The following is a 23358-nucleotide window of genomic DNA, read 5'->3' as shown; positions in this document are numbered from 1 at the left end:
CCTGAATTGGATTGCGTACGAACTCTATACGCTATATAGAGGGCAATCGCAATCAAAATAGTCGCGGTCTTGGGACCTGTCGATGGGGTAAGCCGATGAGACCTGTCCGCCTTGCCGTCTATGCCGCTATCGCCCTCGTCGCCGGAGGCGGTGCGTTCGCCGCCTATCCCTCCTTGTCGGGAAGCAAAACCGAGAAAGCCGCGCCTGCCGACGCGCGCCTTGCTCCCCCTCTGGTCTCCACCGTCGACGTCCAGCGCATCGGTGCGGCAGAGCTGGCATTTACCGGGTCCGCCTCGGCCCGCATCCAGAGCAACCTCGGCTTTCGCGTGCCCGGCAAGATCGTCGAGCGGTTCGTCGACGACGGTGCCGAGGTGAAGGCCGGGCAGCCCCTGATGCGAATCGACGACCGCGACCTTCGCCTGGCCCTGACGGCCAGGAGCAAAGCAGTCGATGCGGCCCGTGCCATGGCGGTCCAGGCCCGGGCGGATGAGAAGCGCTACGCCAAGCTTCTCGAGCTCGGCCAGTCGCCCCGCCAGCGCTACGAGCAGGCCAAGGCCGCGCTCGATGCCTCCGAGAGCCAGCTCTCCGCGGCCGAGGCCGAAGCAGAGGTGGCGCGCAACGAGGCGGGGTACGCGGTTCTGGTGGCCGACGCCGACGGATCGATCGTCGAAACCCTCGGTGAGCCGGGACAGGTAGTGTCCGCTGGCCAGGTGGTCGCCCGGCTCGCCCATAGCGGCCAGCGCGAGGCGACGGTGTCCTTGCCCGAGACGGTGCGGCCCGCCATCGGGTCCACGGCCGAGGCGAGCGTCTACGGGCTCGGCGACCGCCGCTGGACGGCGACCCTGCGCCAGCTTTCGAATGCGGCCGATCCCGCCACGCGCACTTACGAGGCCCGCTACGTCCTCGACGGGGACGCCGCCCTGGCGCCCATCGGTTCGACCGTTACGGTCTGGATCAAGGATCCCGCCGCCGCGACCTCCGCCGAGGTGCCGATCGGCGCCATTCTCGATGAGGGCTTCACGACGGGCGTCTGGGTCGTCGACCGGACGACCTTGAAGGTAAACCTTCGAAAGGTGACGCTGCTCTCGCTCGGCGAGGAGACGGCCGTCGTGTCCGGGGTGGAGCCGGGAACGCCCATTGCTGCGCTCGGTGCCCATCTCCTGCATGAGGGCGCACCCGTGCGTATCCTCCCCGCCAAGGGGTTCTGAGCAATGAACCTCAACCTCTCCGCCATCGCCGTCCGCGAGCGTTCGGTCACGCTGTTCCTCATCATCGTCTTCGCGCTCGCCGGCGCCTACGCGTTCCTGCAACTCGGGCGCGCGGAGGATCCGGCCTTCACGATCAAGACCCTCGTCGTGACGACGGCTTGGCCCGGCGCGACGGCGCGCGAGATGCAGGACCTCGTTGCTGAACCTCTGGAGAAGAGGCTCCAGGAGCTTCGCTACTACGACCGCGTCGAGACGATCGCGCGGCCGGGCCTCGCCTTCCTCACCCTGACGCTGAAGGACGACACGCCGTCCTCGGCCGTGCAGGAGGAGTTCTACCAGGCACGCAAGAAGCTCGGTGACGAGGCGCGGAACCTGCCGTCCGGTGCCTTCGGCCCCTTCGTCAACGACGAGTTCTCCGACGTGACCTTCGGGCTCTACGCGCTGAAGGCCAAGGGCATGCCCATGCGCTCGCTGGTCCGCGAAGCCGAAGCCATGCGCCAGGAGATCCTCAACGTCCCGGGCGTCAAGAAGATCAACATCCTCGGCGAGCGGCCGCAGCGCATCTTCGTCGAGTTCTCCTACGCCAAGCTCGCGACCCTCGGAGTCTCCGCGCAAGACGTCTTCCTCGCCCTCCAGCGCCAGAACACCGTCTCGTCGGCCGGCTCCATCGACACTGCCGGCCCGCAGGTCTTCCTGCGCCTGGACGGCGCCTATGACGACGTCCAGAAGATCGCGGACACGCCGATCGTCGCCTCCGGGCGAACCCTGCGCCTATCCGACATCGCAAGCGTGCGCCGGGGCTACGAGGATCCCGCGAGCTTCCAGATCCGCACGGAGGGCGAGCCAGCCCTGATGCTCGGCGTCGTCATGCAGGACGGCTGGAACGGGCTCGACCTCGGCAAGGCGATGGAGGCCAAGACGGCCGAGATCGGCGAGCGGCTTCCGCTCGGCATGAGTCTTTCCAAGGTGACGGACCAGGCGGTGAACATCTTCGCGTCCATCGACGAGTTCATGCTGAAGTTCGTGATGGCGCTCGGCGTCGTGCTCGTCGTCAGTCTCATCGCGCTCGGCTGGCGGGTTGGCATCGTCGTGGCCCTCGCCGTGCCGCTGACGCTGGCCGTGGTGTTCCTCATTATGCTCGACAGCGGGCGTTTCTTCGACCGCATCACGCTGGGTGCCCTCATCCTTTCGCTCGGCCTTCTCGTCGACGATGCGATCATCGCCATCGAGGTCATGGTGGTGAAGATGGAGGAGGGCATGGACCGGATCGAAGCCGCCGCCTTCGCCTGGAGCCACACGGCGGCACCCATGCTGTCGGGAACGCTCGTCACCGTCATCGGCCTGATGCCCGTCGGCTTCGCGCAATCGACCGCGGGCGAGTACGCGGGCAACATCTTCTGGATCGTCGGCTTCTCGCTGATCGCCTCCTGGTTCGTGGCGGTGGCCTTCACGCCCTATCTCGGCGTGAAGCTTCTGCCCGACATCAAGCCGATCCCGGGCGGCACCCACGCGATCTACGACACGCCGAACTACCGCCGCCTGAGGGCGGTCATCACGGCCGCGGTGCGCCACAAGTTCTTCGTCTGCATCGCCGTGGTGCTGGCCTTCGCCGCCGCGATCGTCGGCATGGGCGGCGTGAAGCAGCAGTTCTTCCCTTTGTCCGACCGCCCGGAGGTCCTCGTCGAGGTTCGCATGCCCGAGGGCACGAGCATCGAAGCGACGACACGCGCCGTCGAGAAGGTCGAAGCCTGGCTGGACGCACAGCCTGAGGCCGAGCTCGTCTCAAGCTACATCGGGCAGGGCGCGCCGCGGTTCTTTCTCGCCATGGCACCGGAACTGCCAGACCCCGCTTTCGCCAAGATGGTCGTCCTCACCAAGGATGCCGAAACGCGCGAGGTGCTGAGGAACCGACTGCGCGAGGCGATTGCCGAAGGGCTCGTTCCCGAAGCCTACGTCCGCGTAACGCAACTCGTGTTCGGTCCGTACACGCCGTTCCCGGTGGAGTTCCGCGTCATGGGCCCGGACGCCGGCGAACTTGTGCGCATCTCCGGCGAGGCCCTGTCGGTCATGCGTTCCGTGCCGGACGTGCGGCAGGCCAATCGCGACTGGGGCGCCCGGTCCCCGAGCCTTCGCTTCGTGCTCGACCAGGACCGCCTGAGGCTCATCGGTCTCTCGCCGACCGAGGCCGCCCAACAGCTCCAGTTCCTCCTCAGCGGCATCACGGTGACGCAGGTCCGCGAGGACATCCGCACCGTCGACATCGTCGCGCGCAGCGCCGGCGAGGAGCGGCTCGACCCGACCCGGCTGAAGGACTTCGCGCTGACCAGCCGCGAGGGCCGCCTGATCCCGCTCGACCAGATCGGGAGGACCGAGGTGCGGATGGAGGACCCGATCCTGAAGCGCCGCGACCGGACGCCCGTCATCACCGTGCGCTCCGACATCGCCGAAACGGCGCAGCCCCCGGAGGTCTCGACCGCGGTCATCGCCGCCCTCCAGCCGTTGATCGCCTCGTTGCCCGAAGGCTACCGCATCGAGACGGGCGGATCGATCGACGAGGCGGCCAAGGCCAACGCGGCGCTCGCCAAGGTCTTCCCGCTCATGATCCTGCTGACGCTCGTCGTTATCATGTTCCAGGTCCGGTCCTTCTCGGCGACGATCATGACCGTGCTGACCGCGCCGCTCGGCCTCGTCGGCGCTGTGCCGATCCTCATCGCCTTCGACCAACCCTTCGGCTTCAATGCCATCCTCGGCATGATCGGTCTCGCGGGCATTCTGATGCGCAACACGCTGATCCTCATCGAGCAGATCAAGGAGAACAAGCACGCTGGGCTCGACGACTATCACGCCGTCATCGAGGCCACCGTCCAGCGCACCCGCCCCGTTATCCTGACCGCGCTCGCCGCGGTGCTCGCCTTCATTCCCCTGACGCATTCCGTCTTCTGGGGCTCGATGGCCTACACGCTGATCGGCGGCACGGCGGGCGGAACGGTCCTGATCCTTCTGTTCCTGCCTGCGCTCTATGCGACCTGGTACCGCGTGAGGAAGCCGAAAGATGAGGTAAAACCGGACGCAGCTACAGGCGTGGCGGCTCCGGAAGCGCTTTCCAACGCGGTGCCTGCGGAATGACGCGAAGGTCGGACTGCACGAGGATCAGACCATGACGAATCCTGCCACCGTCGCCCACGGTGAACGCGGCTCCGCCCCCGTTCTCGACGAGCGCACCCGCGCCCTTCTGACCGACCCCGTCGTGCCGCTCATCCTGCGGCTTGCCTGGCCGAACCTTCTCGTCATGTTGCTCCAGGCCTCCACCGGGCTGATAGAGACCTACTGGGTAGGCCGGCTCGGACCGGATGCCCTCGCCGGCATGGCACTGGTGTTTCCGCCGTTCATGCTGATGCAGATGCTCTCGGTGGGCGCGATGGGCGGCGGCATCTCGTCGGGGGTCTCCCGGGCCTTGGGCGCGGGACGACGCGAGGATGCTGACAGGGTCGCGTTCCACGGCGTCGTGCTGTTGGGCGCCATCGGTCTCGCCTTCTCGGTCCTCGCCCTGGTCTACGGGCGCGCGTTCTACGCGATGCTCGGTGCCGAGGGCGGCGTCCTCGAGGCGGCGGTGACCTACTCCAACGTGGTGTTCGCCGGGAACATCCTGCTCTGGGTCATGAACGCTCTGGCGAGCGCGCTGCGGGGCACGGGAGACATGCTCGTCCCGGCGGCGGTCGTCTGCCTCGGCGTCGTCCTGATCGTACCGCTCTCGCCGCTGCTCATCTACGGCTACGGCCCGCTGCCCGGGTTCGGCGTCGCGGGAGGCGGGCTCGCCATCGTCGCCTTCAACGCGGCGGGCTGTGCCTACCTTGCATGGCACGTCTTCTCGGGGCGCGGCCTCCTTCGGCCCCGGCCTGTCAAACTGGAGCGACGCCTCTTTGCCGTCATCCTGAAAGTCGGCGCGCTGGCGTCTTTGACCGCCATCCAAACCAACGTGATCTTCGTCGTCGTGACGGCCGTGGTGGGCCGGCTCGCTGGCGAGCAGGCCTTCGCCGGCTACGGCACGGCCTCTCGCCTCGAATACCTCCTCATACCGCTGGCCTTCGGGTTCGGGGCGCCGCTGGTGCCCCTCGTCGGGACGAACGTCGGTGCGGGACAGGTAGAGCGCGCCAAGCGGATTGCGTTCGCCGGAGCGGTCCTCGCCTTCGTCGCAGCCGAGACCGTCGGCCTTCTCGGCGCCGCCTTCCCGGCAGCATGGCTCGGGCTCTTCGGTTCGGATCCCGGCATGATCGCCGCCGGGACCGACTACCTACGGATCGTGGGGCCGACATTCGGATTCTTCGGCTTCGGCATGGCGCTGTACTTCGCCAGCCAAGGCGCGGGCCGGCTTGCGTGGCCCCTCGCTGTCACCGTGCTGCGAACGACGATCGCGGTCGGTGGCGCCGTCGCGGTCGGCTGGGCGGGCGGACCCCTGTGGGCGGTCTTTGCCGCAGTCGCTGTCGGCATCGTCGTCTACGGGCTGTCGATGGCCGCCGTGACCGCCCAAACGGACTGGCGAACCCTTCAACCGACCGAACAGTAGCCCAGCCTGAGATTGCGGAGCATCGGATCCCGTCTGCGCAGAGAATGGAGTTTGTGATGGCAGAGAGCCAAGCTTCGCCCGGCACCAAGGGCCTTTGGGCCAGGTTCATACAATGGCTCCTGATCGTGGACGTCGCTTTGGACACAAGCGAGACGGCGTTGCTCGAGCGCAGGGTGAGGGCACTCGAGTTCGCGGTCGCGGAGCTGGAGCGTGCGGCAAAATCGTACGGGTCTCGGAAGACTTGAAGTGCGTGAATCGGCATCTGGAAGGGTGTCGACCGTCGCCTGACAGTTCGTCGAGCGCTAGTGGTCTCGGTTCACTCGTACCGCTTGAACAGGACGCTGGCGTTTACACCGCCGAACCCGAAGCCGTTCGACATGACGGTCCGCAGCGGTCCGCACCGTGCCTTACCCGCGACAATGTCCAGCCCAGCGGCGGCCGTGTCGGGATCCATGAGATTTAGGGTTGGCGGAACGATGCCGTCCCGCAGCGCCAAGACGGAGAACACTGCCTCCAGGCCGCCCGCCGCACCAAGGAGGTGGCCCGTCGCCGACTTCGTCGAGGCGATCGCGGGCCGCGCGTTGCCGAAGACCAAACGGATCGCCGCGAGCTCCCCCCTGTCGCCGACAGGTGTCGACGTCGCGTGAGCGTTGATGTGGTCAACGTCCCCGGGTGCCATGCCCGCCTGCGAGAGGGCTGTCTGCATGGCGCGCTTGGCACCATCGCCATCTTCCGGACCTGAGGTCAGGTGGTAGGCGTCCGCGCTTGTCCCGTAACCCACGAGTTCGGCGATCGGCACCGCGCCGCGGGTGAGCGCATGTTCCAATTCCTCGATAACGAGGATCCCCGCGCCTTCTCCCATGACGAACCCATCCCGCGCGGCGTCGAAGGGACGCGACGCCAGGCCTGGCTCGTCGTTGTGGGCCGTCGACAGGGCCCGGGCGGCTGCGAAGCCACCGAGGCTGACTCGGTCGATGCAGGCTTCGGATCCTCCGCAGATGGCGACGTCGACCTCGCCGGCCCTGATCATGCGGGCGGCGTCCCCAATGGCCTGGACCCCGGCCGCGCACGCGGTCACGGGCGTCCCGATAGGTCCCTTGAACCCGTGCTGGATTGAAACCCAGCCCGCTGCAAGATTGGCAAGGAATGAAGGGACGACGAAGGGCGAAAGGCGCCGCGTGCCTTTTTCGTCCGTGAGGCGGACGGCGCCGGCAATTTCGGGAAAGCCGCCGATGCCGGAGGCGATCACCGTCGCGGTCCGGGCGCGCTGCACCTCGGTTAACGGTCGCCATCCGGCCTGCGCGACCGCTTCGTTCGTGGCGGCGATCGCGAAGGCGATGAAGCGGCCCATCTTCCGCTGATCCTTTATCGGAACGGTAGCGTCGATGTCGAACCCGGCGTCCGGGTCTTCGGCAATGGTCGGAACGACACCGCCGATCTTGGCGGCGACGTCCGGAGCAAGGTCGTCCGGCAGGTGACGGATGCCGGAGCAACCATTCGTCAGTCGCCGCCAGACGGGCTCTACCCCGACCCCGAGAGGCGAGACGACACCCATTCCTGTGACAACAACCCGACGAGCAGAGTTGAGAGCGCTCACGGAGACTCCGATCAGCATGCGTTACACCAGACGGGACCGCAGGAGTGATGATGCCGCGGCCTGGATGCCGTCACTGGGACACAGGTCCCCTGCTGACCAGCACCTTGTCGTCCTGCCTCAGGATCTCGATGGTTTCCGCCTCGGTGCCGACCCGGCCCGGGGTCGAGAAGGCGATGCTCTGTCCCGCTGAAAGGAGCGTACGAACACGCAACGGGATGGCGTCACCGCCTTCGTTGCCGAGGGTCGCAACGACAAGGAAGCCATTGGGCTCGACGGTGTAGTAGGCCGTTCCGGATATGCCGGGGAGCGCAATGGGTTGCGCCTGAATAGGTTTCAGGCCGTCGGCATGGCTAGTTCCGGCGAGCGACAGAAGGAGACTTGTGGCCACGACGAGCCGATGAACGTTCATGGAAATGTTCCTTGGGTTTGGAGAAAGCGAAGCGCCGCGTCGGTGTTCGAAGCTGGCGTGGTCGCGAGTGTCAGGCAGCCGACAGTTGGGCGCCGCGGTATCGTGCAGCCGACTCTGACCGCGAAAGGTTCGGCCCCAACGCCTGCCGGGCAGCCTCGAAGGCGTTCCAGTCGTTCAGATCGGGCAGCGCCGGAATGGTGACGAACTCACCTTGGTCGAGCCCGGCCAGCGCGGCATCGACCATGTCGTCGGCGGACATCACGATCTCCTGCGGCAAAGACTCCACAGGCACGCCGGCCAACCCCCAGATGTCGGTTGCGGTGGCACCGGGCAGCACAGCTTGGACCGTGACGCCCTTGTCGCCGAGCTCGTGGCGAAGGGACTGGCTGAAAGCGAGCACGAAGGCCTTGGTCGCACCGTAGACGCCGTTGGGTGTCTCGGGCGCGACCGCGACAACCGAAGCGATGTTGACGATCGTGCCGTTGCCACGCGCGACGAAACGAGGTGCGGCAGCGTAGGTCAGCCGCGTGAGGGCTCCGACATTGATGGCGATCATGTCCTCCATCTTGTCGATGTCGGAGTTGAGCAGCGGGGTCGTGGCGGCCACGCCCGCGTTGTTCACCAGCATCGTGATGGTATCGTCGGACGCCAAAATAGCCTCAACGCGAGCGACGTCTGCCTTGTCAGCCAGATCGGCCGCGACGACCGTGATCTTACGTCCCGTCGCCCTGGAGAGCTCGCCTGCAAGAGCGTCGAGTCGGTCCTGGCGGCGCGCCACCAAGATGAGGTCGTAACCGCGCTGCGCCAGTCGGTCGGCATAGATCGCGCCAATGCCTGCGGATGCACCCGTGACGAGGGCGGTGCCTTTGTTCGAGCTCGGAATAGTCATGGCGGTCTCTCTCAGTTCCAACGCCGTGATGGCGGATGGGAAAGATATACGCTCGCTGGCGTCCGGCTTAAACGTCGTATATACCTCGTTTTCGGCCATGGAGATTAGAGCATGCAACGCGTCGGTTTCGTCCTTTTCCCGCAGTTCCAGGTGATGAGCTTTGCGGCTGTCTCCGTGTTCGAGCTCGCCAATGCGACGGTCGGAGAGACGTTCTACGATGTCGTCTTGTTGTCCGAGACTGGCGGACCCATTCGCAGTTCGCTCGGCTTCGACGTGGGCAGCGTCAAGTTCGACAAAGCCGACGTGGACACGCTCATTGTCGGAGGCGGCATGGAGATCGAGACCGGGAGCCCCGGGCTGCTGAACTTCGTCAGGGACGCTCTGCGAACCTCTCGACGGGTTGCATCGATCTGCACGGGTGCCTTCATCCTCGCAGAGGCTGGCCTCTTTGACGGGCGCCGCGCCACGACCCACTGGGGTCATGCTCACGAGCTGAAGCTCAGGTATCCAGCGATCACGGTTGAGGACGACCGGATCTTTGTGTCTGACGGGCCTGTCTGGAGTTCGGCAGGCATGACGGCGGGCATCGACCTTGCCCTTGCGATGGTAGAGGCTGACCACGGCGTTGATCTCGCGCGGCTTGTCGCCAAGAAGCTGGTTGTCCATCATCGTCGTTCCGGAGGACAATCACAGTTCTCCGCAATGCTCGATCTCGACGCCAAGTCTGACCGTGTCCAGGCTTCTCTCGACTACGCAAAACGCAATCTCCGATCCGCGCTTTCAGTGGACGAGCTCGCACAGGCTGCCCGTCTCAGCACGCGCCAGTTCAGCCGATCGTTCCGTTTGGAAACGGGAGAGTCCCCCGCAAAGGCCGTTGAAAAACTCCGGGTTGAAGCGGCTCGCTTGATGATGGAGCAGACCCGCCACCCGATCGAAATGATCGCGAACGAAGCGGGCTTCGTCGACGCCGAGCGCATGCGCCGCGCCTTCCTGAGAGCGTTCGGACTTCCCCCGCAGGCAATCCGACGCAACGTTGCGACGGTTCATCAGATTGGCGAAAGTCTCGGTCAGCCGTCGGTGCTTGCGACGGCGAATGACATCCGGGGCCGGGCGTGATCAGTTTGACGAATACTGCCCCCGAGTCGGGCGTGGGCCCAAAGATCCTCGTGAGGCGGTTCCTGCGTTTCGAACGACCGCTTTTAAGAAGACGTGGGGAGACCGTTAACGTCGCAGAAGGGTCGAGAGCCGCCGCCCAGCCGCTCCCCATCGCCGGCCCGCTTCAGAGAGCGGAAATGTTTTCCGATCTATGGCTTGATGACCTTGGCCACGGCAACCGAGGTGTCGCTACCCGTGGCACTGCCCGCCGCTTGGGGCAACAGGAAACGGCCGTGGCCCTCAATCTACCGTGTAGGTCCAAGGCGCTGGCTCGAAATCGTACCCGTCTCCTGTCGCTAGCTTCCGGACATGTCCGATGCCGGGGAAGGAGATGTGCATGCCGGCGACGCGGGTGCCATCGCGGGCAACCTCTTCCAAGATACGCTTGCGGGTCGCGATAGCAGCGGCACCATCGACGTCGAACGCGATACCGACGTCAGGCTTCGCCATCTGGACCGGGCCGACGTGAACGATATCCCCCCAGATCAGGAGCTCGTCATCGCCTGCGCCGACAACGAAGCCCGAATGGCCAGGGGTATGGCCGAACAGTTCACGCGTCCGGATCCCGGGCAACACCTCGACATCGCCAGAGAACGTCTTCACTCGATCGCCGTAAGCCGCGAGTGCGGCCTGCGCCATGTCGAACCCTACCTTGAACGGTTCGGCCGCGGCGGCCCTGTTTTCCATGCTGGTGAAGTAGGCGACATCGTTGGCGTGAACGTGGAGATCGGCGGTAGGGAAGGTTGCCTTGCCGTTGGCCACCAAGCCGCCGATATGGTCGACATGCAGGTGCGTCATCAGCACCGCGTCGATATCCGATGCGGAAACGCCCGCCGCCTCGAGTCCTACCAGCAATTGTCCGAGGTCTGAGGTGTAGCCAGCCCCTCCGGTATCGACCAGGATGTTCTGCCCGTCCATGTTGACGAGATATGCGTTGACCCCCGTCATGACTGGCGAAGCCTTGATGAACTCCTTTGCTAAGACCGCATTGGCCGCCTCCGGGGTGATGTTCGACAGGTATGCGACATCGATCTGGAGGAAGCCGTCAGAGATCGCGGTCACGACCGCCTTGCCTGCCTTCAATCGTTGAAGGGCAACGACCTGCGAAGTGCTGCTGCCCGGAGCTTGGGCCAAGGCGGGACGAACCGAGAGCTTCAAGGCGATCGGCGCGGCGATCGCACCGACGAGTAACTGGCGGCGGGTAGGCATGGTCTCGGTTCTCCTGGACTTACGGCTGCGCTCTAACGAGCGATGCCCTCAATTGTGAACACTCGGTACTCGGGGTCCCTCAGACAGTGCTGGAGGGCTTCCTGTTCAGGCGGGCTGTCATGCGCTGACTTAGCCGCTGCGACTTTTGGGAAATCCGGAGTGACCGCTCCGTCCACCTGCGGCCCTCAAGTGGCTGAACCGCCCCTTAGAAGGCAAGCAGCATTCCGGGTGCCCGTGCGACGTTATTGGGACAGCCCCTTCGTGCTTCTTGAACTCCGCGGATCAGTGATGCGGTCTTGGACGTAGACAACATCGGCATCCCTCCCGTTCGGCCCTACTCTCTCATTGCGGCCGAGAAGGCGCGTCCGAGATCAGCGGGAAAGCGGCCACCGTTCCACATGCCCTCGAAGGCCGTGTTGGTCATGGCGACGAGCGTCACGCCCCGCTCATGATCGACCAGCCAGCTATGCCCGTAGGCCCCGCCCCAACGCCAGGATCCACGTGACTCGCTGACGCCCGCGGCTGCCGGGTCGCGCAAAACGGAGAAGCCGAGGCCGTATCCCCAGCCAGGTGAGCCCTCGATGGAGATCCCTTCGATCTGGTCGCGGCCCATCTCGGCGATAAGGTCTATCGACAGGAGCGGCCTGCCACGTCCGGCAAGCGCATCAAGAAGCACCAGCACGTCGTTTGCCGTGCCGGCCATGCCAGCGCCGCCCGACGGAAAAGCGTCCGGCTGAAAGATCCGGGACGGATCCATGACGACGCCGGCCATGCCGGGGACGAACGGGAGGCTGTCGGGTTCGTGCATGAGCCGAGGCCGCGGTGCGGCGTCGGCGTAGGCCGCTGTCAGCCGTCCGTCCTCGCCGAGCGAGAAGCCAGTGTCTGTCAGGCCGAGCGGCCCGGTGACGAACTCTCGCACCGCATCAGGCAGTGTCCCACCCGTCGCCGCTTCGATCACGGCACCGGCCACGTCTATCCCGAGCGAGTAGCAGAAGCTCGTGCCTGGGGCGAAGAGGAGCGGTGCGGTGCCGATGCGGCGAACGTTCTCAGCCAGCGTAATCGCGCTGCGGTCCATGCCGTCCGAAACGCCTGCACGGTGCAGCGGGCCGTCCTCCGGCTCAAGGAAGCCGTAGCCAAGCCCAGCCGAATGGCTGAGGAGATGGCGCAGCGTGAAAATTGCGGTTTGGCCCTCGAAGCGCGGCGCGAACTCTGGAAGCCAATCGGTTATCGGGCGGTCGAGATGCAGCGTGCCGGGATCGACGAGGGCGAGCACAGTCGTTGCGGTGAACAGTTTCGAGACGGAGGCGAACCGGAAAATCGCGTCCTCACGCATTGGGGCTCCGGCCTCACGATCCGCGAAACCAGCCGTGCGACGGTAGATCGCCTCTCCGTCGCAACTGGCGAGAACCACCGCGCCGACGATCCGATCCGCGGCGATGGCGCCATCGATCACTGCGTCAAGGCGTTCTGCAACGGTCGGTGACATGCTCATGTGGACTCTCCTGAATGCGGCGGGAAGCCATGGCGGCGGGCTTGAAGGGCGACGAGGAAGGTGACGAGGAGGAGTGCCAGCAGGACCGCTGGGAAGGCGGCGGGCCCGAAGCCAGACAGGAGCAGCCCGCCAAGAATGCCGCCGCCGGCGATGGCAAGGTTCCAGGCGGTCACGAGCATGGACTGCGCGACGTCGGATGCATCGCCCGCGGCCTTGGCGAGCGCAGTCTGAAAGAGGGTGGCGGCACCGCCGAAGGCGAGGCCCCAGAGCGCGAGCGCAGCATGGATGACCAAGGGCGGCGTTCCGAGAAGGGCGAAAGGCAGGACCGAGACAGCGAAGGCCAGCGTGCTCAGGAGGACAAGTACGCGGAGAGCGCTGTCGATCAGGACGCCCGTCAGCCAGATGCCGCCAAGGGCCGCAACGCCGAAGATGAGGAGCGCCAGGCCCACGTCGCCTTCCATGCCGAACGGCGCAAGGACGGGGGCGATGTAGGTGTAGAGGATGTTGTGGGCGAGCACGAAGCCGAGCACCACGAAGAGCACGGGCCGGATGCCCGGCATTGTGAACACGGCGACGAGCCGGGCCCGCCGCCCGGCGACCTGGCCCGCAAAATCCGGCACAGCGAGACGCACCCAGGCAAGGAGGCCGATCGAGAGGAGGGTTATCAGCCCGAAGACCCAGCGCCAGCCGACGATCTGGCCGAGAAACGTCCCCGCCGGAATGCCGATCGAGAGCGCCAGCGGCGTGCCGACCATGGCGATGGCGATGGCACGTCCCTTCAGTTCCGGTGCCACCATGCGTGCGGCATAGCCCGCCACGAGCGCCCAGAGGAGCCCGGCTGCGATGCCGGCGATGAACCGAGCTACCAGCGTCAGCGCGTACGATCCGGAAAGCGCCGTGACCGTGTTGGCGAGAGCGAAGCCGGCAATGGCGGCAAGAAGCAGCGGACGGCGGTTCATCCCTTGCGTTGCCAGCGTCAGCGGGATCGCGGCCAAGAGAGAGCCGAGCGCATAGGCCGTCACAAGCTGCCCGACGAGGGCTTGGCTGACGCCGATCCCTGCACTCATCTGCGGGAGAAGACCGGCCGGTAGTGCTTCGGTGAGGATGGTAACGAAGCCGCCAAGCGCAAGCGCAAGGAGCGCCGGCACAGGCAACCTTTTCGCCGGGGTGAATGCGACATGCATGAGTGGAGGATCGCGAAGGGTTTGGGTCATGCGGGAAAGGCTAGACGTGTCGCGGCCGAGGCGGTATCCGTCTGGAGTTCCGAACATAGCGGACGCAGAAGTCCATAATCACAGAGGCACGCGCATGGACCGTATCGGCGCGCTGGCGACATTCCTTCATGCGGCCGAGGCCCGCTCCTTCACCGCCGCCGCACGGCAGACGGGCGTTTCGGCCTCAGCCGTCGGCAAGACGATCGCACGGCTGGAGGAGCGGCTCGGCGTGCGGCTCTTCCACCGCTCGACGCGTTCCGTGACGCTGACGGCCGAGGGGGCGCTGTTCCTGGAACGGAGCCGGCGCATAGTCTCCGAGATAGAGGCGGCGGAACTGGAATTGTCGCAGAGTCGCGACGTCCCGAGCGGCAAGCTCCGAGTGTCGCTACCGCTGATCGGCATGCTGATGATGCCGCCGATCATGGCCTTCATGCGCGCCTTTCCCGCGATCGAACTCGATCTCGACTTCACCGACCGCGTGGTCGACGTGATCGAGGAAGGCTTCGACGTGGTGATCCGCACGGGCGAAGCGCGTGACTCGCGGCTGATGATGCGCGGTGCCGGCAGCTTCCCGCACGCAATCGTCGCCTCGCAGACCTATCTCGCCCAGCGGGGCATGCCGATGGTGCCAGAGGATCTTGGCCAGCATGCCTGCCTGCACCACAAGTATCCCTCGACAGGTATGTTGGAGCACTGGCCGCTGGTGCGGGACGGCGTGGACCTCGATCTCACGCTGACTGTGACGGCTGTGGCGAGCACCCTGGAGCCGCTGATCCACATGGCCGAGGAAGGCTTCGGACTCGCGTGCCTGCCTTGCTTCGCGGTCTGGCGCCAGCTAGCGCGAGGTACGCTCGTCAGCGTTCTCGACAAGCACCTGCGTGTCGCCTCCGCCTTCCACATCCTCTGGCCCGCCAGTCGCCATCCCGCGCCCAAGGTAGCGGCTTTCACCGCCTTCATGACCGAGAACCTTTTGAAGGGAGCCAAGCAAGGCTGATGGCCTTAGCCGTTTCTAGCCCGAGGCATCAAATGTCCGCTTTCGAGAACGTTACGCAGCCTGTGGGACGTCCTGAAAGGGTCGATAGCGGAAGGGCCGCTATCAGCGACAATGGCCCAGAAGCGGACCGGCTGCTTTCAGCCCATTGCGGCGCCGGAAATCATTTCCGGGTTGGGTAGATGAACGAACCCGCTCGAGCTTGATGGGAGGCAGCTTCAAGGGTTTCGGATTGATGCAGCATCCGGAGCGGCGGGCGCAGCCGAAAAGGCGCTGAGCCAAGGCAAGGGCAGCAGAGACCGCCCCGAGAAGACGCCAGGCATTGGCGCTGGCCGGGCAGCCACGACAGGCTTCAGTGTTGCTGCCACCATCGACTCGCTGGCCAATGCCACCCCTGATGAAGCGGCAGCCCGCGGTAAAGCGTTGAATGAGTGGGCTGACGCGAACGTGCCTACGCCCTCCAACCTGTTCAAAAGCCTCTTGGGGAAGGAAGCCCGCAGAGAGCATCGGCTGGTCCGTCGCACGCTGAAGCCGAACGCGACTCCATGTCCTTGCTGCGGGAGCAGTTCGGCAGCCTGATGGATCGCTTCGGGGGCTTCATGGCCGGCATCAAGGGATCGGATGTGATCGACGCTGTAGGGCTCGTCTCGACGCTGAAAGGGATACAGTCCATGACGCAGTCGGTGGCCGCTCCGGCAAATATGTCGGCCGTGGTGAACGACAGCCTTTCGTTCCCGGTCACGAACAACATCTCGGCGCCGGTAAGCGTGTCAGTCACCCAGGCAGTACAGGCACCCGCCGCTGTCGGCAGGGCGATCGCCACTGCCGTAGGCATGTCTGCGGTGATGCCACGCGCCGCCGTGGTGGTCTCGCCGTCGAACTGATGATGAAGAGCCAGAGGATGTCGCCGCCAGAGGAAACATCCGGTGGCCGGCGTCCTCGGCGGTCTGCCTCAATGGCTGCCGGCAACGGCCAAGGCTATGGCGCCAAGGACGGATCCGCACATCACGACCGATCCCATCTCGCGGCCAGACAGCTTCATCACGCCGCCGGTGATGCCCATGGCAATGACCGCCACGGCGAAAAGCAGAAGTTCACTGTCGGTTTTCGCAACGACGTGCACCGCGACCACAACGATCAGCCCGACCACGATCATCAGGGCGCCTTTCCAAGGCGTGATCCGAGCCAGGCGGGCGCCCAGCAGGCCGCCGGCGATCGCGGCAACCATGATCCAGATCTGTGCTGCTTCTTCCATCCGAAAGTTTCTCCAAGCCTGTCCGATTCTTGCCAAGACACCTGATGACGGACATTTAAGGTTTGGTTAGCGTGAAATCCGATAATGTGCACTGGAAGATAGTCGATAATTTGTGCTCGCCTTTAGCAGTAGGCATACTCGATCGACAATTAGCAGGAGTTAGTCTCATGCCTTTGTCCAGCATTCCAGAACAGCTTCACAGCTACCTCGAGCCGTGGGTTATTGGCACGACCCGCAAGCCCATCATCGAGTCGGCATATCCGCTGATGCTGATCGGGCACCCGGCCGACACGTTCGATGAAGCTATGGCCCACGCCAACCTGACTGGCCTTCCACTATTTCGGGTCAGCCTGATAAAGCTAAATTGTCTTTCAGTAGAAACGATTGCTTCGATCGTTGGGCTCATCACCGAATTCGCCGGATCGAGGTCATGTATGCTGATGCTAGAGGACGTTACCGAATGCCCGATGCGGTATTCACGTTCTGGTTTGGCCCAGCAACGGTTGGAAGCGGCCCTTAGTAAGGGCATCCGGTGCATGCCGCATCCGGCTCACATCATTTGTACGGCAGTATCAGAAGTCGGCGATGACGGACTGCGGCGGTTGTTCAATCGCATGGTCCTGCCCGAGCCAGAACAACTAAAGCGTATTCTGGCGGCTTGAATCTGCAAAGCGAGGCTCTGCCAGGCGATCGCGACTGGCAGCAGTTCGAAGCGTACTGGCTTCCAGGGCCGATGCCGCAAATCTGAGGGGTGGAGCGCCGTGATTGCAAGCACTGCGATCTTAAGCCTGCTTCAACTCCTTTCCCCATCGCTAAGCTGCTTCACCGCCCAGACTTGGACGATGAAGCTAGAGGAGAGACCGCCGAAACGCGCTGCCCCGTAAGAACGTCGCTGGTTCTCGCGGACTCGATATCGTCGAGTGTGTATTCGGTCACAGCTGTGAGGTCGGCTGGCTCAATGCCGGCTTCCAACATGCTTATGATTGTGCGGCGATCGTGATCCGTCAGCGCCTTCCTATCGCTGATCAAACCGAGACGGCGGAGCAGGTTCGTGACGGCATTCAGCATTAGGAGCCTCCAGCGAATGGCGGCTACAACTAAGGGTGTTTGACGCAGTGCGGTAGCCGTTGCTCTACCTGCAACGGAGGGGATTGACTGCTTCGCCGCCGCTGCGACCCAGCGGGGTCTTTCGGCTCGAATGACGACACCCGTCAGGCTTCCCATCAGCAGCAGCAAATGCTTGTCTGCTCTACCTGCAATTGAGATGGTGCTACATGACGTCGACATGCCCGAAGTGCGAAAAGCTGCTTACTCGTCTAAATCTGGAGACCGTCGACGGCAGTTCAGGTGTGGGCTCTTCGGTCTGGAAAACCGTCGTACTATCCTGCCCGTTCTGCGCGACGGCGATTAGCGCTCAGATAGACCCGATCGCAATTATGGCAGAGACTGTCAAGAAGGTGGCATCCATGCTGAGGGTGCAGACGTAGCTGTCGGTGGTTCCTCCAGATAGGGACAGTTAACCCGACATCTCCACGGCGTTCATTCGAGAAAGCTGATGCCGTTCATCTTCGAATGGTCTGCTGACTCGATTGTAGCTAAGCGACCCAGACCGAGGAACGACATGGCGTTGAGCCCAGCAAACCATTCAGTGGCGAAGGAGGAACTGGCCGATGGCCGGATTCTCATAAAGGTTTACGAGGGCGCCGCTCGGCCGCGGGAAATCTTGTGCCAGGATTCGGACGAGGCAGATCTGATCTATTACCGTGAATATGAGATACAGCGGAAAGCGGCCCTGTAGCGATCTCTGTCAATCCGCGGGTCATCATCGTGCTCGGCGCGGCCGGTCCGATTTGAATGTCCCGCAACCAAGTCTTAAGCATGAAACGCATATCCCAGTTTTCAGCCTAACTTTAATGAGCTCACTGCGTTGGATCCTGCATGGTCGCGAAATGCGAGGGAGAACGCGTGTCCGCTTTCATGACTAAGTTCAGCTTTGCGCTGAGGGTACCCCGTGCAGTCTCTGAAACTGACCTTGGCATTATCAAAGCGATGATCGAGATCGGGGCGGACGATAAGGAGATATCCGACCAATTCGGCTACTCGTTGCCTGTGATCGAGAAAGTGCGGATGAACCAAAACACTTCTCCCTACCGGGTGCTGGCCTCGTGAACCCCCAGCACCGTAGCAGAAGTCCTAGAAGCCGCGCAAAGCTCTTAGCTCGGAACCTAAATCACGGTCCGAACGGTGCCCAGGCTCGTTCTGTGCTTCGAGGAACGAGGTGCAGAATGTCCTACGATCGGTATAGCCTAGCGGAAACTTGTGATGGGACAACGTGGTCGATCATCGACCTGTTTACCGGGCATCCGGCGTTTGTCCGCGATATTGCGCTCGACTACTTGGAGATCGAGGAGGCCGACGCGCTTATCGAACTGATGAATTTCGCCGACCATCAGAGGCGCGTTCTGTTCGCGGTTCGCCGCGGGCTGGAATAACTAAGGGTCTAGTACCGATCACTGGATTGCAACGGACAAGCTATAACGCCTGAGGCAAACCGGCGACACCAATTTTACCGAGTGTCGCCGGCCCTTTGTACCTGCTTCAACGCTAACACTGGAGTTCCCTTAGGCGTTGTTGTCCAACCTTCGGCAATAGATCATACCTGGCTTGCGGCCCTGCGTACGAACAACGCCCCTACTCAGGCGCTGAGCGGCGCCGATCTGTCCAGATCCAATACAGATCAGTTTTAGCTGCCACGCACACTTTCTAAGATCTTGGTGAGGCGAGCGATTTCGCGCCGATGGAGGTCCGCTGCAGCGTCGTGCTTGCTCTCGATAAGAAGCCCTTGCCGACGTGCGATCTCCCGCTCCGCATAGTCCGTCAGCACAGTCATGACCCATCCCACCCGATCCACAAGCTCGTCGGGGATCCTGGCGCACTGACCTGTCCCGGTCCAGTGGCATGCAGACGCAAACAATCAGCCCCGGAGTGTTGCGCATAAGCCGCCCCGGGTTACCCGCGGATCGGCCGCTACAGCATACAAATTTGTATGATGGCGGAACCGCCCAAATCTGGGCGATGGCCATGACACCGTCCAGATCTAGACCGTTACCACATTGCGCAGTTCTGCGCGGTGGTACGGATTTCGTCCCACCATCCAGATTTGGATGATGGATCGATGAGCTACAATCAAAGCGAACGGTTGACGGGTATACCGTTTCGTTAGCCTCCCTTTGACCCGACAAGAGACCTTATCGGAATCCAAATCGCAAGGGCGTGGACTAGTCGCTATGCCAGAGTGCTACCTTGCAGCCCGACCGCCATGACGGATTCCAAAGAGACCGGCACTTCATGGGGACGGACATCATCCAAGCATCTAGCCATCGTCGCCGTACATTCACTCATAGATATCGGCCTGCCGCGACGCCAAGGGCGAATGTTGGGATCGCGATGCTCATGATCAGAAGGAATATCAAAACCCAGCCGCTCATTTTTTCAGATCTCGTTTTTCTTAGCGGGGTAATTAAACACGAACCATGCAGACAATGACAACCGGCAGTCCGCCATGACAGGCGCCCAATACCGCACGCCGGAGTGACAGCGCGCCATATCGCTACCTGCGGCGCTAGCCAGCGCTCGGTAATGGCATGGCCTACGTTCGCTCGGCCGCACTAGCCACTTCTACGCCGGTGTGGCAGGCATGCGCGACAGCTGCTGCAATGCTGATGGTAGGAGCACTGATCTTCGGTTGAGGACTGCATGACGAAATTGCTGATTATCTCGCCGCAGACCGGGGCGGCGGGCATGTCGGCAGATATCATCGTCATTGTGGGCGATTATGCCGGAACGCCGGTTAAGGCTCTCTATAAGGCCAGCCTGTCATTCCAGAAGCCGGTCGTAATGATCGCTGGGCTGATGGAACTGGATGGGACGAACAGATCTCGGCTGCTGGCTGAGGGGCGCCGGCAGTCGAAGAAATATCTCCGCCTGCGGTTCGTCGAGCGTGATGCTACTACGATCGAGGGAATTCGCTTCATTGGTATGCACAAGCCCGATGTCGGGTTCATTCTGGCCGCACTGAATGAACCGCATTACGGCCCCACTGTCATCGTCACCTACGATGAGTCTCGTGAGGACATCGACGCCATTACGATGACCGGAAATGTGGGCGATGGATCCATGCCGGTACCACAACGATAGAACCGCTGGTCCTAGAGGTCTGAGATAGCCCGCAGGTTGGCCAGGAGGTGCGACCATTAGCTGGTAGCGACAAGGGGCAGCGGGTTTCAGCCTCGACTACACGCTGGGTCAAAGAAACAAGCCGTCCGCACGTTTACGCACAGGGAACCGGGACTGCATCCTTCGAATTCTGATTGAAGGAAACTGTGTTGGAGCGCCTGACGATGTTGCAGTTTCAGCCACTCAAGGTGGCGACGACAAGCTCCGATAGTCATGGGCTTCTCGTCTCGAAAGACGGCTTTCTTGTTGCGATACTCGTCCAACTCGAACCTGAAAACCACGGCCAGCAGCTGTCTGGAAAATGGAACCTCGAAGCGACGTTCGATCACCTTCCATTCCCACCAGATGAAATCTTCGACGACCTCGATGATGCGGAGACCTGGCTGAACGACAGGTTGCTGGAAGGCAAGTGGGACGAGGCCCGGGAAGCGCGAGCTTTGAAGTTCGAACAGATGCCGCTGCCGATATTGCCTAAGGGAACTCCCGAGGAACTCGCTTAGTAGACGCCATTCATTGGGTTAGATGCGCACCAAGCGCTCGGCTGGCATTCTTGAGCTGAACAGAGAGACTGGTCGCTTCGCCGGCGGGCAAGCCGCCAGTGAGGTCGTCGCCGATCTTGAGCCAGATGCCCTGTACCAGCGTCTTCGCGTCCAAGCCCGGCCAGGTGATCTGCACGATTGTCCGCTGGGGAGTCCTGTCGTTGCCGGTCAGGTCGACAAAACCCATCGTCCTCAGGCGTTTGACCTGTTTCGAGATGGTGGTGGCGCTTACGGAAAGCTTCTCAGCAAGCAGAGACACGGTCATGCACGTACCCATCTCAAGCTGAAGTAGAACCTCGTCCAGGCCGACAGTCAGTCCGATCGGCGCAAGCCTGAGGGCCAGGAGCGCCCGGGTGGTCTTCGCGAGATCCAGAAGCTGCTGAACCAGATCATTTGCAGCGGGTATCGGATTGCCGGCGTCCGAACTTCCCGTAAGGTGCGTGCTCATAGCTAACCCTCTGATCTCAAAGAGGACCATGGGACCCTATGGCTAGACAAGCAATGGGATTTCGGTAGTGAATGCCCATGACTAGGAACTGTACGATTGCGCCCCCTTGGCAGGTCAGACTGTACGCTGGGACACAGAATGAGATGCCGAACGCCAAGGTTTCCCCTTCGTGATCAATCGAGGGAGCGACACCTTAATGCTTCCACGGTTGGATCGTACTCTCTGCCATGGATATCAGCGCCCCAAAGAACTAACCTGAGCACCCGATCGCGGCGTCGACTGCGAATTCGCGATCGAGCCTACATTCCAGGCCGTGATAGCTGCTGCCGTAGCCGCCGGCTGGAATGAAGCAGAGGTTGCCGAAGCCGTTTTGGATCTAGCACGCAACCATATCGCCGGCATGCTATCCGATCAGACCACCGACATCGACATCGAGGCCGCCGCTCGATTAGTGCCGTGACCGGAACGCATTGACATCTAATACCTTTTAAAGGATTGCCAGTTACGGTGTTGGCAGTTTCTGAAGGGTTTTAGTCATCACTTCGCACCCACATCTTCCAACCGCGATCGAATATCCAAGCCAATCGTCATTGAAGGATGTTCGCGATAACGAGCTGTCGCGCATGGTTGCTGAATGCGCGAATTTGGCCGAGCTGATGAGGGATTTCCGCTTGTCTTTGGTCACGCCGTCTGCCTTGACGCTCTGGCGGGTCCTTATTCAGGATGAAATCGCCACCGTTTCCAAAGCACATGAACGGCTCGAGGTGGAAATGTCCGATCGGGCCAATGGTGCTGCTGCTGATGCCGTGCCCGCACCTGGTGAGAAACTTGGATCGCTAGACGGACTTGAAGGCCAAGCCGACAGTCATAGCCTTTCTCTTTAGCAAACTTAACGGGTGATAGGGACTTCCTGCCTGTTTTGCTGTTTAGCATCAAGAATGTTGATGCGCCTCCGCTATGCGAGCACCCTCGCCCCAGACGTCACAACTGAAGCGATAGACGATATCGTCCAGTTTTCTGCAGACTGGAATCAATCGGTCGGCATCACTGGCATTCTCGCTGTCGAAGGCGAAAGCGTGCTTCAAGTTCTGGAGGGGCCAGGCGAGGAGGTGACTAGGCTTTTCGACCGGATCCTGCGGGACGCTAGGCACATGGGTGTCGTGGAGCTCGACCGATCAGCTATCGATGCTCTTAGGTTCGAGCGGTGGGGGATGATCAGGCGCACCATGCCAATCATGATGATGCTGTCCGAGGATAGCAGATAGCGGCTAGCGACGACGGTGGCAGGGACCCTCAATGTCTGAGCAACGCTGCTAGGCTTATGCCGTGACCCGCGGTAGTTCGCCGATCCGTGTCGTATAGCGCGGCGAGCGCATGTCGAACTTGGTCGACCACTCGCGTTTAATGCCAGCGGCCGCTGGAGCGATCGTACCGCGGCCGAACCTGCTGTTCACCGCGTCAATCACGCCCATCAGCCTCTCGGACTGCTCGCGATCACGGCGATCGAACAGCGGCCGCGGTGCGGTGCCGGCTCGGATCAGGTCGTCCATGACGATGCCGGCCTTCGCATACCGGTATCCGTCTCGGTAGATCGCCTGGGCGCCACGCTGAGCGGCGCGGATGAGATCGAGGGTATCGTTCGACGTCTCGGGCAGATGCACCGTCGTAGAGCCAGAATACCGTGGGTCGCGAGGATTGAACTCCGACATGTGCATGAAGACAGAGAGGTGCGAGGCTTTTAGGCAATGGCGACGAAGCTTCTCGCAGGCACGGGTCGCATATGAAGACACCGCCTCCAGGATGCCCGCCAGCGACGTTACGGGCCTGCCGAAGGATCTCGTCACCGCGCAGCCTTTCGTCTGCGGAGCGACGTGCTCTAGCGCCAGTCACTGCACGCCCCGCAACTCCAGAACGGTCCTCTCGCCAACGACAGACAGGAGCCGGCGGGCCAGGGTGAGGTCGAGGTCGCGAAGCTGGGAGACTTTCTCAACGCCGATGCCGATCAGCTTCCGCTCCGACGCTGGTCCGACACCCTAGACCTCACCGACGTCGACCTTCGCCATCCATGCAGAGCGAGACGCTTCGTCAGTCAGATGAGAGCCGGGTTCCGATTAAACTAAGCTGAGGTCGGCTATCGACTTAACCAACTCGA

Annotated in this window: 23 protein-coding genes; 13 read left to right on the top strand and 10 right to left on the bottom strand. The window is 62.8% G+C overall.

From position 1 onward, the window contains the following. Positions 1 to 95: 95 nt before the first annotated feature. The 3 genes from ACZL02_RS23665 to ACZL02_RS23655 are packed head-to-tail and all read left to right on the top strand — an operon-like array spanning position 96 to position 5772. The gene (locus tag ACZL02_RS23665; RefSeq protein WP_472941176.1) at positions 96 to 1208 is read left to right on the top strand and encodes an efflux RND transporter periplasmic adaptor subunit; all 1113 of its coding nucleotides are present in this window, start codon (positions 96 to 98) and stop codon (positions 1206 to 1208) included. Positions 1209 to 1211: 3 nt separating this feature from the next. Next, positions 1212 to 4334, top strand: coding sequence for an efflux RND transporter permease subunit (locus tag ACZL02_RS23660; protein ID WP_472941175.1), 3123 nt, complete (start codon positions 1212 to 1214; stop codon positions 4332 to 4334). 31 nt (positions 4335 to 4365) lie between these two features. After that, on the top strand, positions 4366 to 5772 hold the full coding sequence (locus ACZL02_RS23655; protein WP_472941174.1) for an MATE family efflux transporter: 1407 nt from the start codon (positions 4366 to 4368) through the stop codon (positions 5770 to 5772). Positions 5773 to 6088: 316 nt separating this feature from the next. Here ACZL02_RS23655 and fabF read toward each other — a convergent pair whose 3' ends face one another. The 3 genes from fabF to ACZL02_RS23640 all read right to left on the bottom strand — a co-directional run bounded on the left by fabF (position 6089) and on the right by ACZL02_RS23640 (position 8667). After that, the gene (gene fabF, locus ACZL02_RS23650; protein WP_472941173.1) at positions 6089 to 7369 is read right to left on the bottom strand and encodes a beta-ketoacyl-ACP synthase II; all 1281 of its coding nucleotides are present in this window, start codon (positions 7367 to 7369) and stop codon (positions 6089 to 6091) included. Between the two features lie 70 nt (positions 7370 to 7439). Further along, positions 7440 to 7778 carry a hypothetical protein gene (locus tag ACZL02_RS23645; RefSeq protein ID WP_472941172.1) on the bottom strand — a complete coding sequence of 113 codons (339 nt, stop codon included), beginning with the start codon at positions 7776 to 7778 and terminating at the stop codon, positions 7440 to 7442. A gap of 70 nt (positions 7779 to 7848) precedes the next feature. Continuing rightward, positions 7849 to 8667 carry an SDR family NAD(P)-dependent oxidoreductase gene (locus ACZL02_RS23640; protein ID WP_472941171.1) on the bottom strand — a complete coding sequence of 273 codons (819 nt, stop codon included), beginning with the start codon at positions 8665 to 8667 and terminating at the stop codon, positions 7849 to 7851. Positions 8668 to 8778: 111 nt separating this feature from the next. Between ACZL02_RS23640 and ACZL02_RS23635 the strand changes: the two genes are divergently transcribed. After that, the gene (locus ACZL02_RS23635; protein ID WP_472941170.1) at positions 8779 to 9783 is read left to right on the top strand and encodes a GlxA family transcriptional regulator; all 1005 of its coding nucleotides are present in this window, start codon (positions 8779 to 8781) and stop codon (positions 9781 to 9783) included. A gap of 279 nt (positions 9784 to 10062) precedes the next feature. Here ACZL02_RS23635 and ACZL02_RS23630 read toward each other — a convergent pair whose 3' ends face one another. The 3 genes from ACZL02_RS23630 to ACZL02_RS23620 all read right to left on the bottom strand — a co-directional run bounded on the left by ACZL02_RS23630 (position 10063) and on the right by ACZL02_RS23620 (position 13671). Next, the gene (locus ACZL02_RS23630; protein WP_472941169.1) at positions 10063 to 11031 is read right to left on the bottom strand and encodes an MBL fold metallo-hydrolase; all 969 of its coding nucleotides are present in this window, start codon (positions 11029 to 11031) and stop codon (positions 10063 to 10065) included. Between the two features lie 334 nt (positions 11032 to 11365). Beyond that, on the bottom strand, positions 11366 to 12523 hold the full coding sequence (locus ACZL02_RS23625; protein ID WP_472941168.1) for a serine hydrolase domain-containing protein: 1158 nt from the start codon (positions 12521 to 12523) through the stop codon (positions 11366 to 11368). After that, on the bottom strand, positions 12520 to 13671 hold the full coding sequence (locus ACZL02_RS23620) for an MFS transporter (RefSeq protein ID WP_472941167.1): 1152 nt from the start codon (positions 13669 to 13671) through the stop codon (positions 12520 to 12522). Before ACZL02_RS23620 ends, ACZL02_RS23625 begins: the two co-directional genes overlap by 4 nt. 160 nt (positions 13672 to 13831) lie before the next feature. On the opposite strand from ACZL02_RS23620, the gene ACZL02_RS23615 reads away from it, so the two are divergent. Beyond that, positions 13832 to 14731 carry a LysR family transcriptional regulator gene (locus ACZL02_RS23615; RefSeq protein ID WP_472941166.1) on the top strand — a complete coding sequence of 300 codons (900 nt, stop codon included), beginning with the start codon at positions 13832 to 13834 and terminating at the stop codon, positions 14729 to 14731. A 542-nt stretch (positions 14732 to 15273) separates the two neighbouring features. Continuing rightward, the gene (locus ACZL02_RS23610) at positions 15274 to 15612 is read left to right on the top strand and encodes a hypothetical protein (protein WP_472941165.1); all 339 of its coding nucleotides are present in this window, start codon (positions 15274 to 15276) and stop codon (positions 15610 to 15612) included. A gap of 68 nt (positions 15613 to 15680) precedes the next feature. On the opposite strand, the gene ACZL02_RS23605 is transcribed toward ACZL02_RS23610, so the two are convergent. Beyond that, positions 15681 to 15983, bottom strand: coding sequence for a hypothetical protein (locus tag ACZL02_RS23605; protein WP_472941164.1), 303 nt, complete (start codon positions 15981 to 15983; stop codon positions 15681 to 15683). 167 nt (positions 15984 to 16150) lie between these two features. On the opposite strand from ACZL02_RS23605, the gene ACZL02_RS23600 reads away from it, so the two are divergent. Then, the gene (locus tag ACZL02_RS23600) at positions 16151 to 16645 is read left to right on the top strand and encodes a hypothetical protein (RefSeq protein WP_472941163.1); all 495 of its coding nucleotides are present in this window, start codon (positions 16151 to 16153) and stop codon (positions 16643 to 16645) included. 160 nt (positions 16646 to 16805) lie between these two features. Here the strand turns inward: ACZL02_RS23600 and ACZL02_RS23595 are convergent, their stop codons facing one another. Continuing rightward, positions 16806 to 17051 (bottom strand): hypothetical protein, encoded by a 246-nt coding sequence (locus ACZL02_RS23595; RefSeq protein ID WP_472941162.1) that lies wholly within the window; start codon positions 17049 to 17051, stop codon positions 16806 to 16808. A gap of 897 nt (positions 17052 to 17948) precedes the next feature. Here ACZL02_RS23595 and ACZL02_RS23590 point away from each other — a divergent pair. The 4 genes from ACZL02_RS23590 (at position 17949) to ACZL02_RS23575 (ending at position 20719) form a co-directional block, all read left to right on the top strand. Next, positions 17949 to 18152: a hypothetical protein gene (locus ACZL02_RS23590; protein ID WP_472941161.1), complete on the top strand. Its 204-nt coding sequence runs from the start codon at positions 17949 to 17951 to the stop codon at positions 18150 to 18152. 116 nt (positions 18153 to 18268) lie between these two features. Further along, complete coding sequence (locus ACZL02_RS23585; RefSeq protein ID WP_472941160.1) at positions 18269 to 18475, top strand: hypothetical protein; 207 nt, start codon at positions 18269 to 18271, stop codon at positions 18473 to 18475. 1264 nt (positions 18476 to 19739) lie between these two features. After that, positions 19740 to 20180, top strand: a complete 441-nt coding sequence (locus tag ACZL02_RS23580; RefSeq protein WP_472941159.1) for a metallophosphoesterase family protein — start codon at positions 19740 to 19742, stop codon at positions 20178 to 20180. A gap of 188 nt (positions 20181 to 20368) precedes the next feature. Beyond that, entirely contained in the window at positions 20369 to 20719 is a 351-nt protein-coding gene (locus ACZL02_RS23575) for a hypothetical protein (RefSeq protein WP_472941158.1), read from the top strand. Between the two features lie 10 nt (positions 20720 to 20729). Here ACZL02_RS23575 and ACZL02_RS23570 read toward each other — a convergent pair whose 3' ends face one another. Next, on the bottom strand, positions 20730 to 21206 hold the full coding sequence (locus tag ACZL02_RS23570) for a MarR family winged helix-turn-helix transcriptional regulator (protein WP_472941157.1): 477 nt from the start codon (positions 21204 to 21206) through the stop codon (positions 20730 to 20732). 590 nt (positions 21207 to 21796) lie between these two features. On the opposite strand from ACZL02_RS23570, the gene ACZL02_RS23565 reads away from it, so the two are divergent. Next, positions 21797 to 22090: a hypothetical protein gene (locus ACZL02_RS23565; RefSeq protein ID WP_472941156.1), complete on the top strand. Its 294-nt coding sequence runs from the start codon at positions 21797 to 21799 to the stop codon at positions 22088 to 22090. Between the two features lie 60 nt (positions 22091 to 22150). After that, positions 22151 to 22471 (top strand): BLUF domain-containing protein, encoded by a 321-nt coding sequence (locus ACZL02_RS23560; RefSeq protein ID WP_472941155.1) that lies wholly within the window; start codon positions 22151 to 22153, stop codon positions 22469 to 22471. A 54-nt stretch (positions 22472 to 22525) separates the two neighbouring features. Here the strand turns inward: ACZL02_RS23560 and ACZL02_RS23555 are convergent, their stop codons facing one another. Beyond that, positions 22526 to 23050 (bottom strand): DUF4113 domain-containing protein, encoded by a 525-nt coding sequence (locus ACZL02_RS23555; protein ID WP_472941154.1) that lies wholly within the window; start codon positions 23048 to 23050, stop codon positions 22526 to 22528. Positions 23051 to 23358 lie beyond the last annotated feature (308 nt).

It is taken from the genome of Mesocryomonas fontinalis (genome assembly GCF_055730125.2).
The sequence above is the reverse complement of the archived record's forward strand: the minus strand, read 5'-3'. Positions and strand labels throughout refer to the sequence as shown.

What these genes read in the sequence shown, in the direction of transcription:
- ACZL02_RS23665 (WP_472941176.1), top strand. Translation starts at nt 96, where the DNA reads ATGAGACCTGTCCGCCTTGCCGTCTATGCCGCTATCGCCCTCGTCGCC.
- ACZL02_RS23660 (WP_472941175.1), top strand. Translation starts at nt 1,212, where the DNA reads ATGAACCTCAACCTCTCCGCCATCGCCGTCCGCGAGCGTTCGGTCACG.
- ACZL02_RS23655 (WP_472941174.1), top strand. Translation starts at nt 4,366, where the DNA reads ATGACGAATCCTGCCACCGTCGCCCACGGTGAACGCGGCTCCGCCCCC.
- ACZL02_RS23645 (WP_472941172.1), bottom strand. Translation starts at nt 7,778, where the DNA reads ATGAACGTTCATCGGCTCGTCGTGGCCACAAGTCTCCTTCTGTCGCTC.
- ACZL02_RS23640 (WP_472941171.1), bottom strand. Translation starts at nt 8,667, where the DNA reads ATGACTATTCCGAGCTCGAACAAAGGCACCGCCCTCGTCACGGGTGCA.
- ACZL02_RS23635 (WP_472941170.1), top strand. Translation starts at nt 8,779, where the DNA reads ATGCAACGCGTCGGTTTCGTCCTTTTCCCGCAGTTCCAGGTGATGAGC.
- ACZL02_RS23630 (WP_472941169.1), bottom strand. Translation starts at nt 11,031, where the DNA reads ATGCCTACCCGCCGCCAGTTACTCGTCGGTGCGATCGCCGCGCCGATC.
- ACZL02_RS23625 (WP_472941168.1), bottom strand. Translation starts at nt 12,523, where the DNA reads ATGAGCATGTCACCGACCGTTGCAGAACGCCTTGACGCAGTGATCGAT.
- ACZL02_RS23615 (WP_472941166.1), top strand. Translation starts at nt 13,832, where the DNA reads ATGGACCGTATCGGCGCGCTGGCGACATTCCTTCATGCGGCCGAGGCC.
- ACZL02_RS23610 (WP_472941165.1), top strand. Translation starts at nt 15,274, where the DNA reads ATGTCCTTGCTGCGGGAGCAGTTCGGCAGCCTGATGGATCGCTTCGGG.
- ACZL02_RS23605 (WP_472941164.1), bottom strand. Translation starts at nt 15,983, where the DNA reads ATGGAAGAAGCAGCACAGATCTGGATCATGGTTGCCGCGATCGCCGGC.
- ACZL02_RS23600 (WP_472941163.1), top strand. Translation starts at nt 16,151, where the DNA reads ATGCCTTTGTCCAGCATTCCAGAACAGCTTCACAGCTACCTCGAGCCG.
- ACZL02_RS23595 (WP_472941162.1), bottom strand. Translation starts at nt 17,051, where the DNA reads ATGCTGAATGCCGTCACGAACCTGCTCCGCCGTCTCGGTTTGATCAGC.
- ACZL02_RS23585 (WP_472941160.1), top strand. Translation starts at nt 18,269, where the DNA reads ATGTCCTACGATCGGTATAGCCTAGCGGAAACTTGTGATGGGACAACG.
- ACZL02_RS23580 (WP_472941159.1), top strand. Translation starts at nt 19,740, where the DNA reads ATGACGAAATTGCTGATTATCTCGCCGCAGACCGGGGCGGCGGGCATG.
- ACZL02_RS23570 (WP_472941157.1), bottom strand. Translation starts at nt 21,206, where the DNA reads ATGAGCACGCACCTTACGGGAAGTTCGGACGCCGGCAATCCGATACCC.
- ACZL02_RS23560 (WP_472941155.1), top strand. Translation starts at nt 22,151, where the DNA reads ATGCGCCTCCGCTATGCGAGCACCCTCGCCCCAGACGTCACAACTGAA.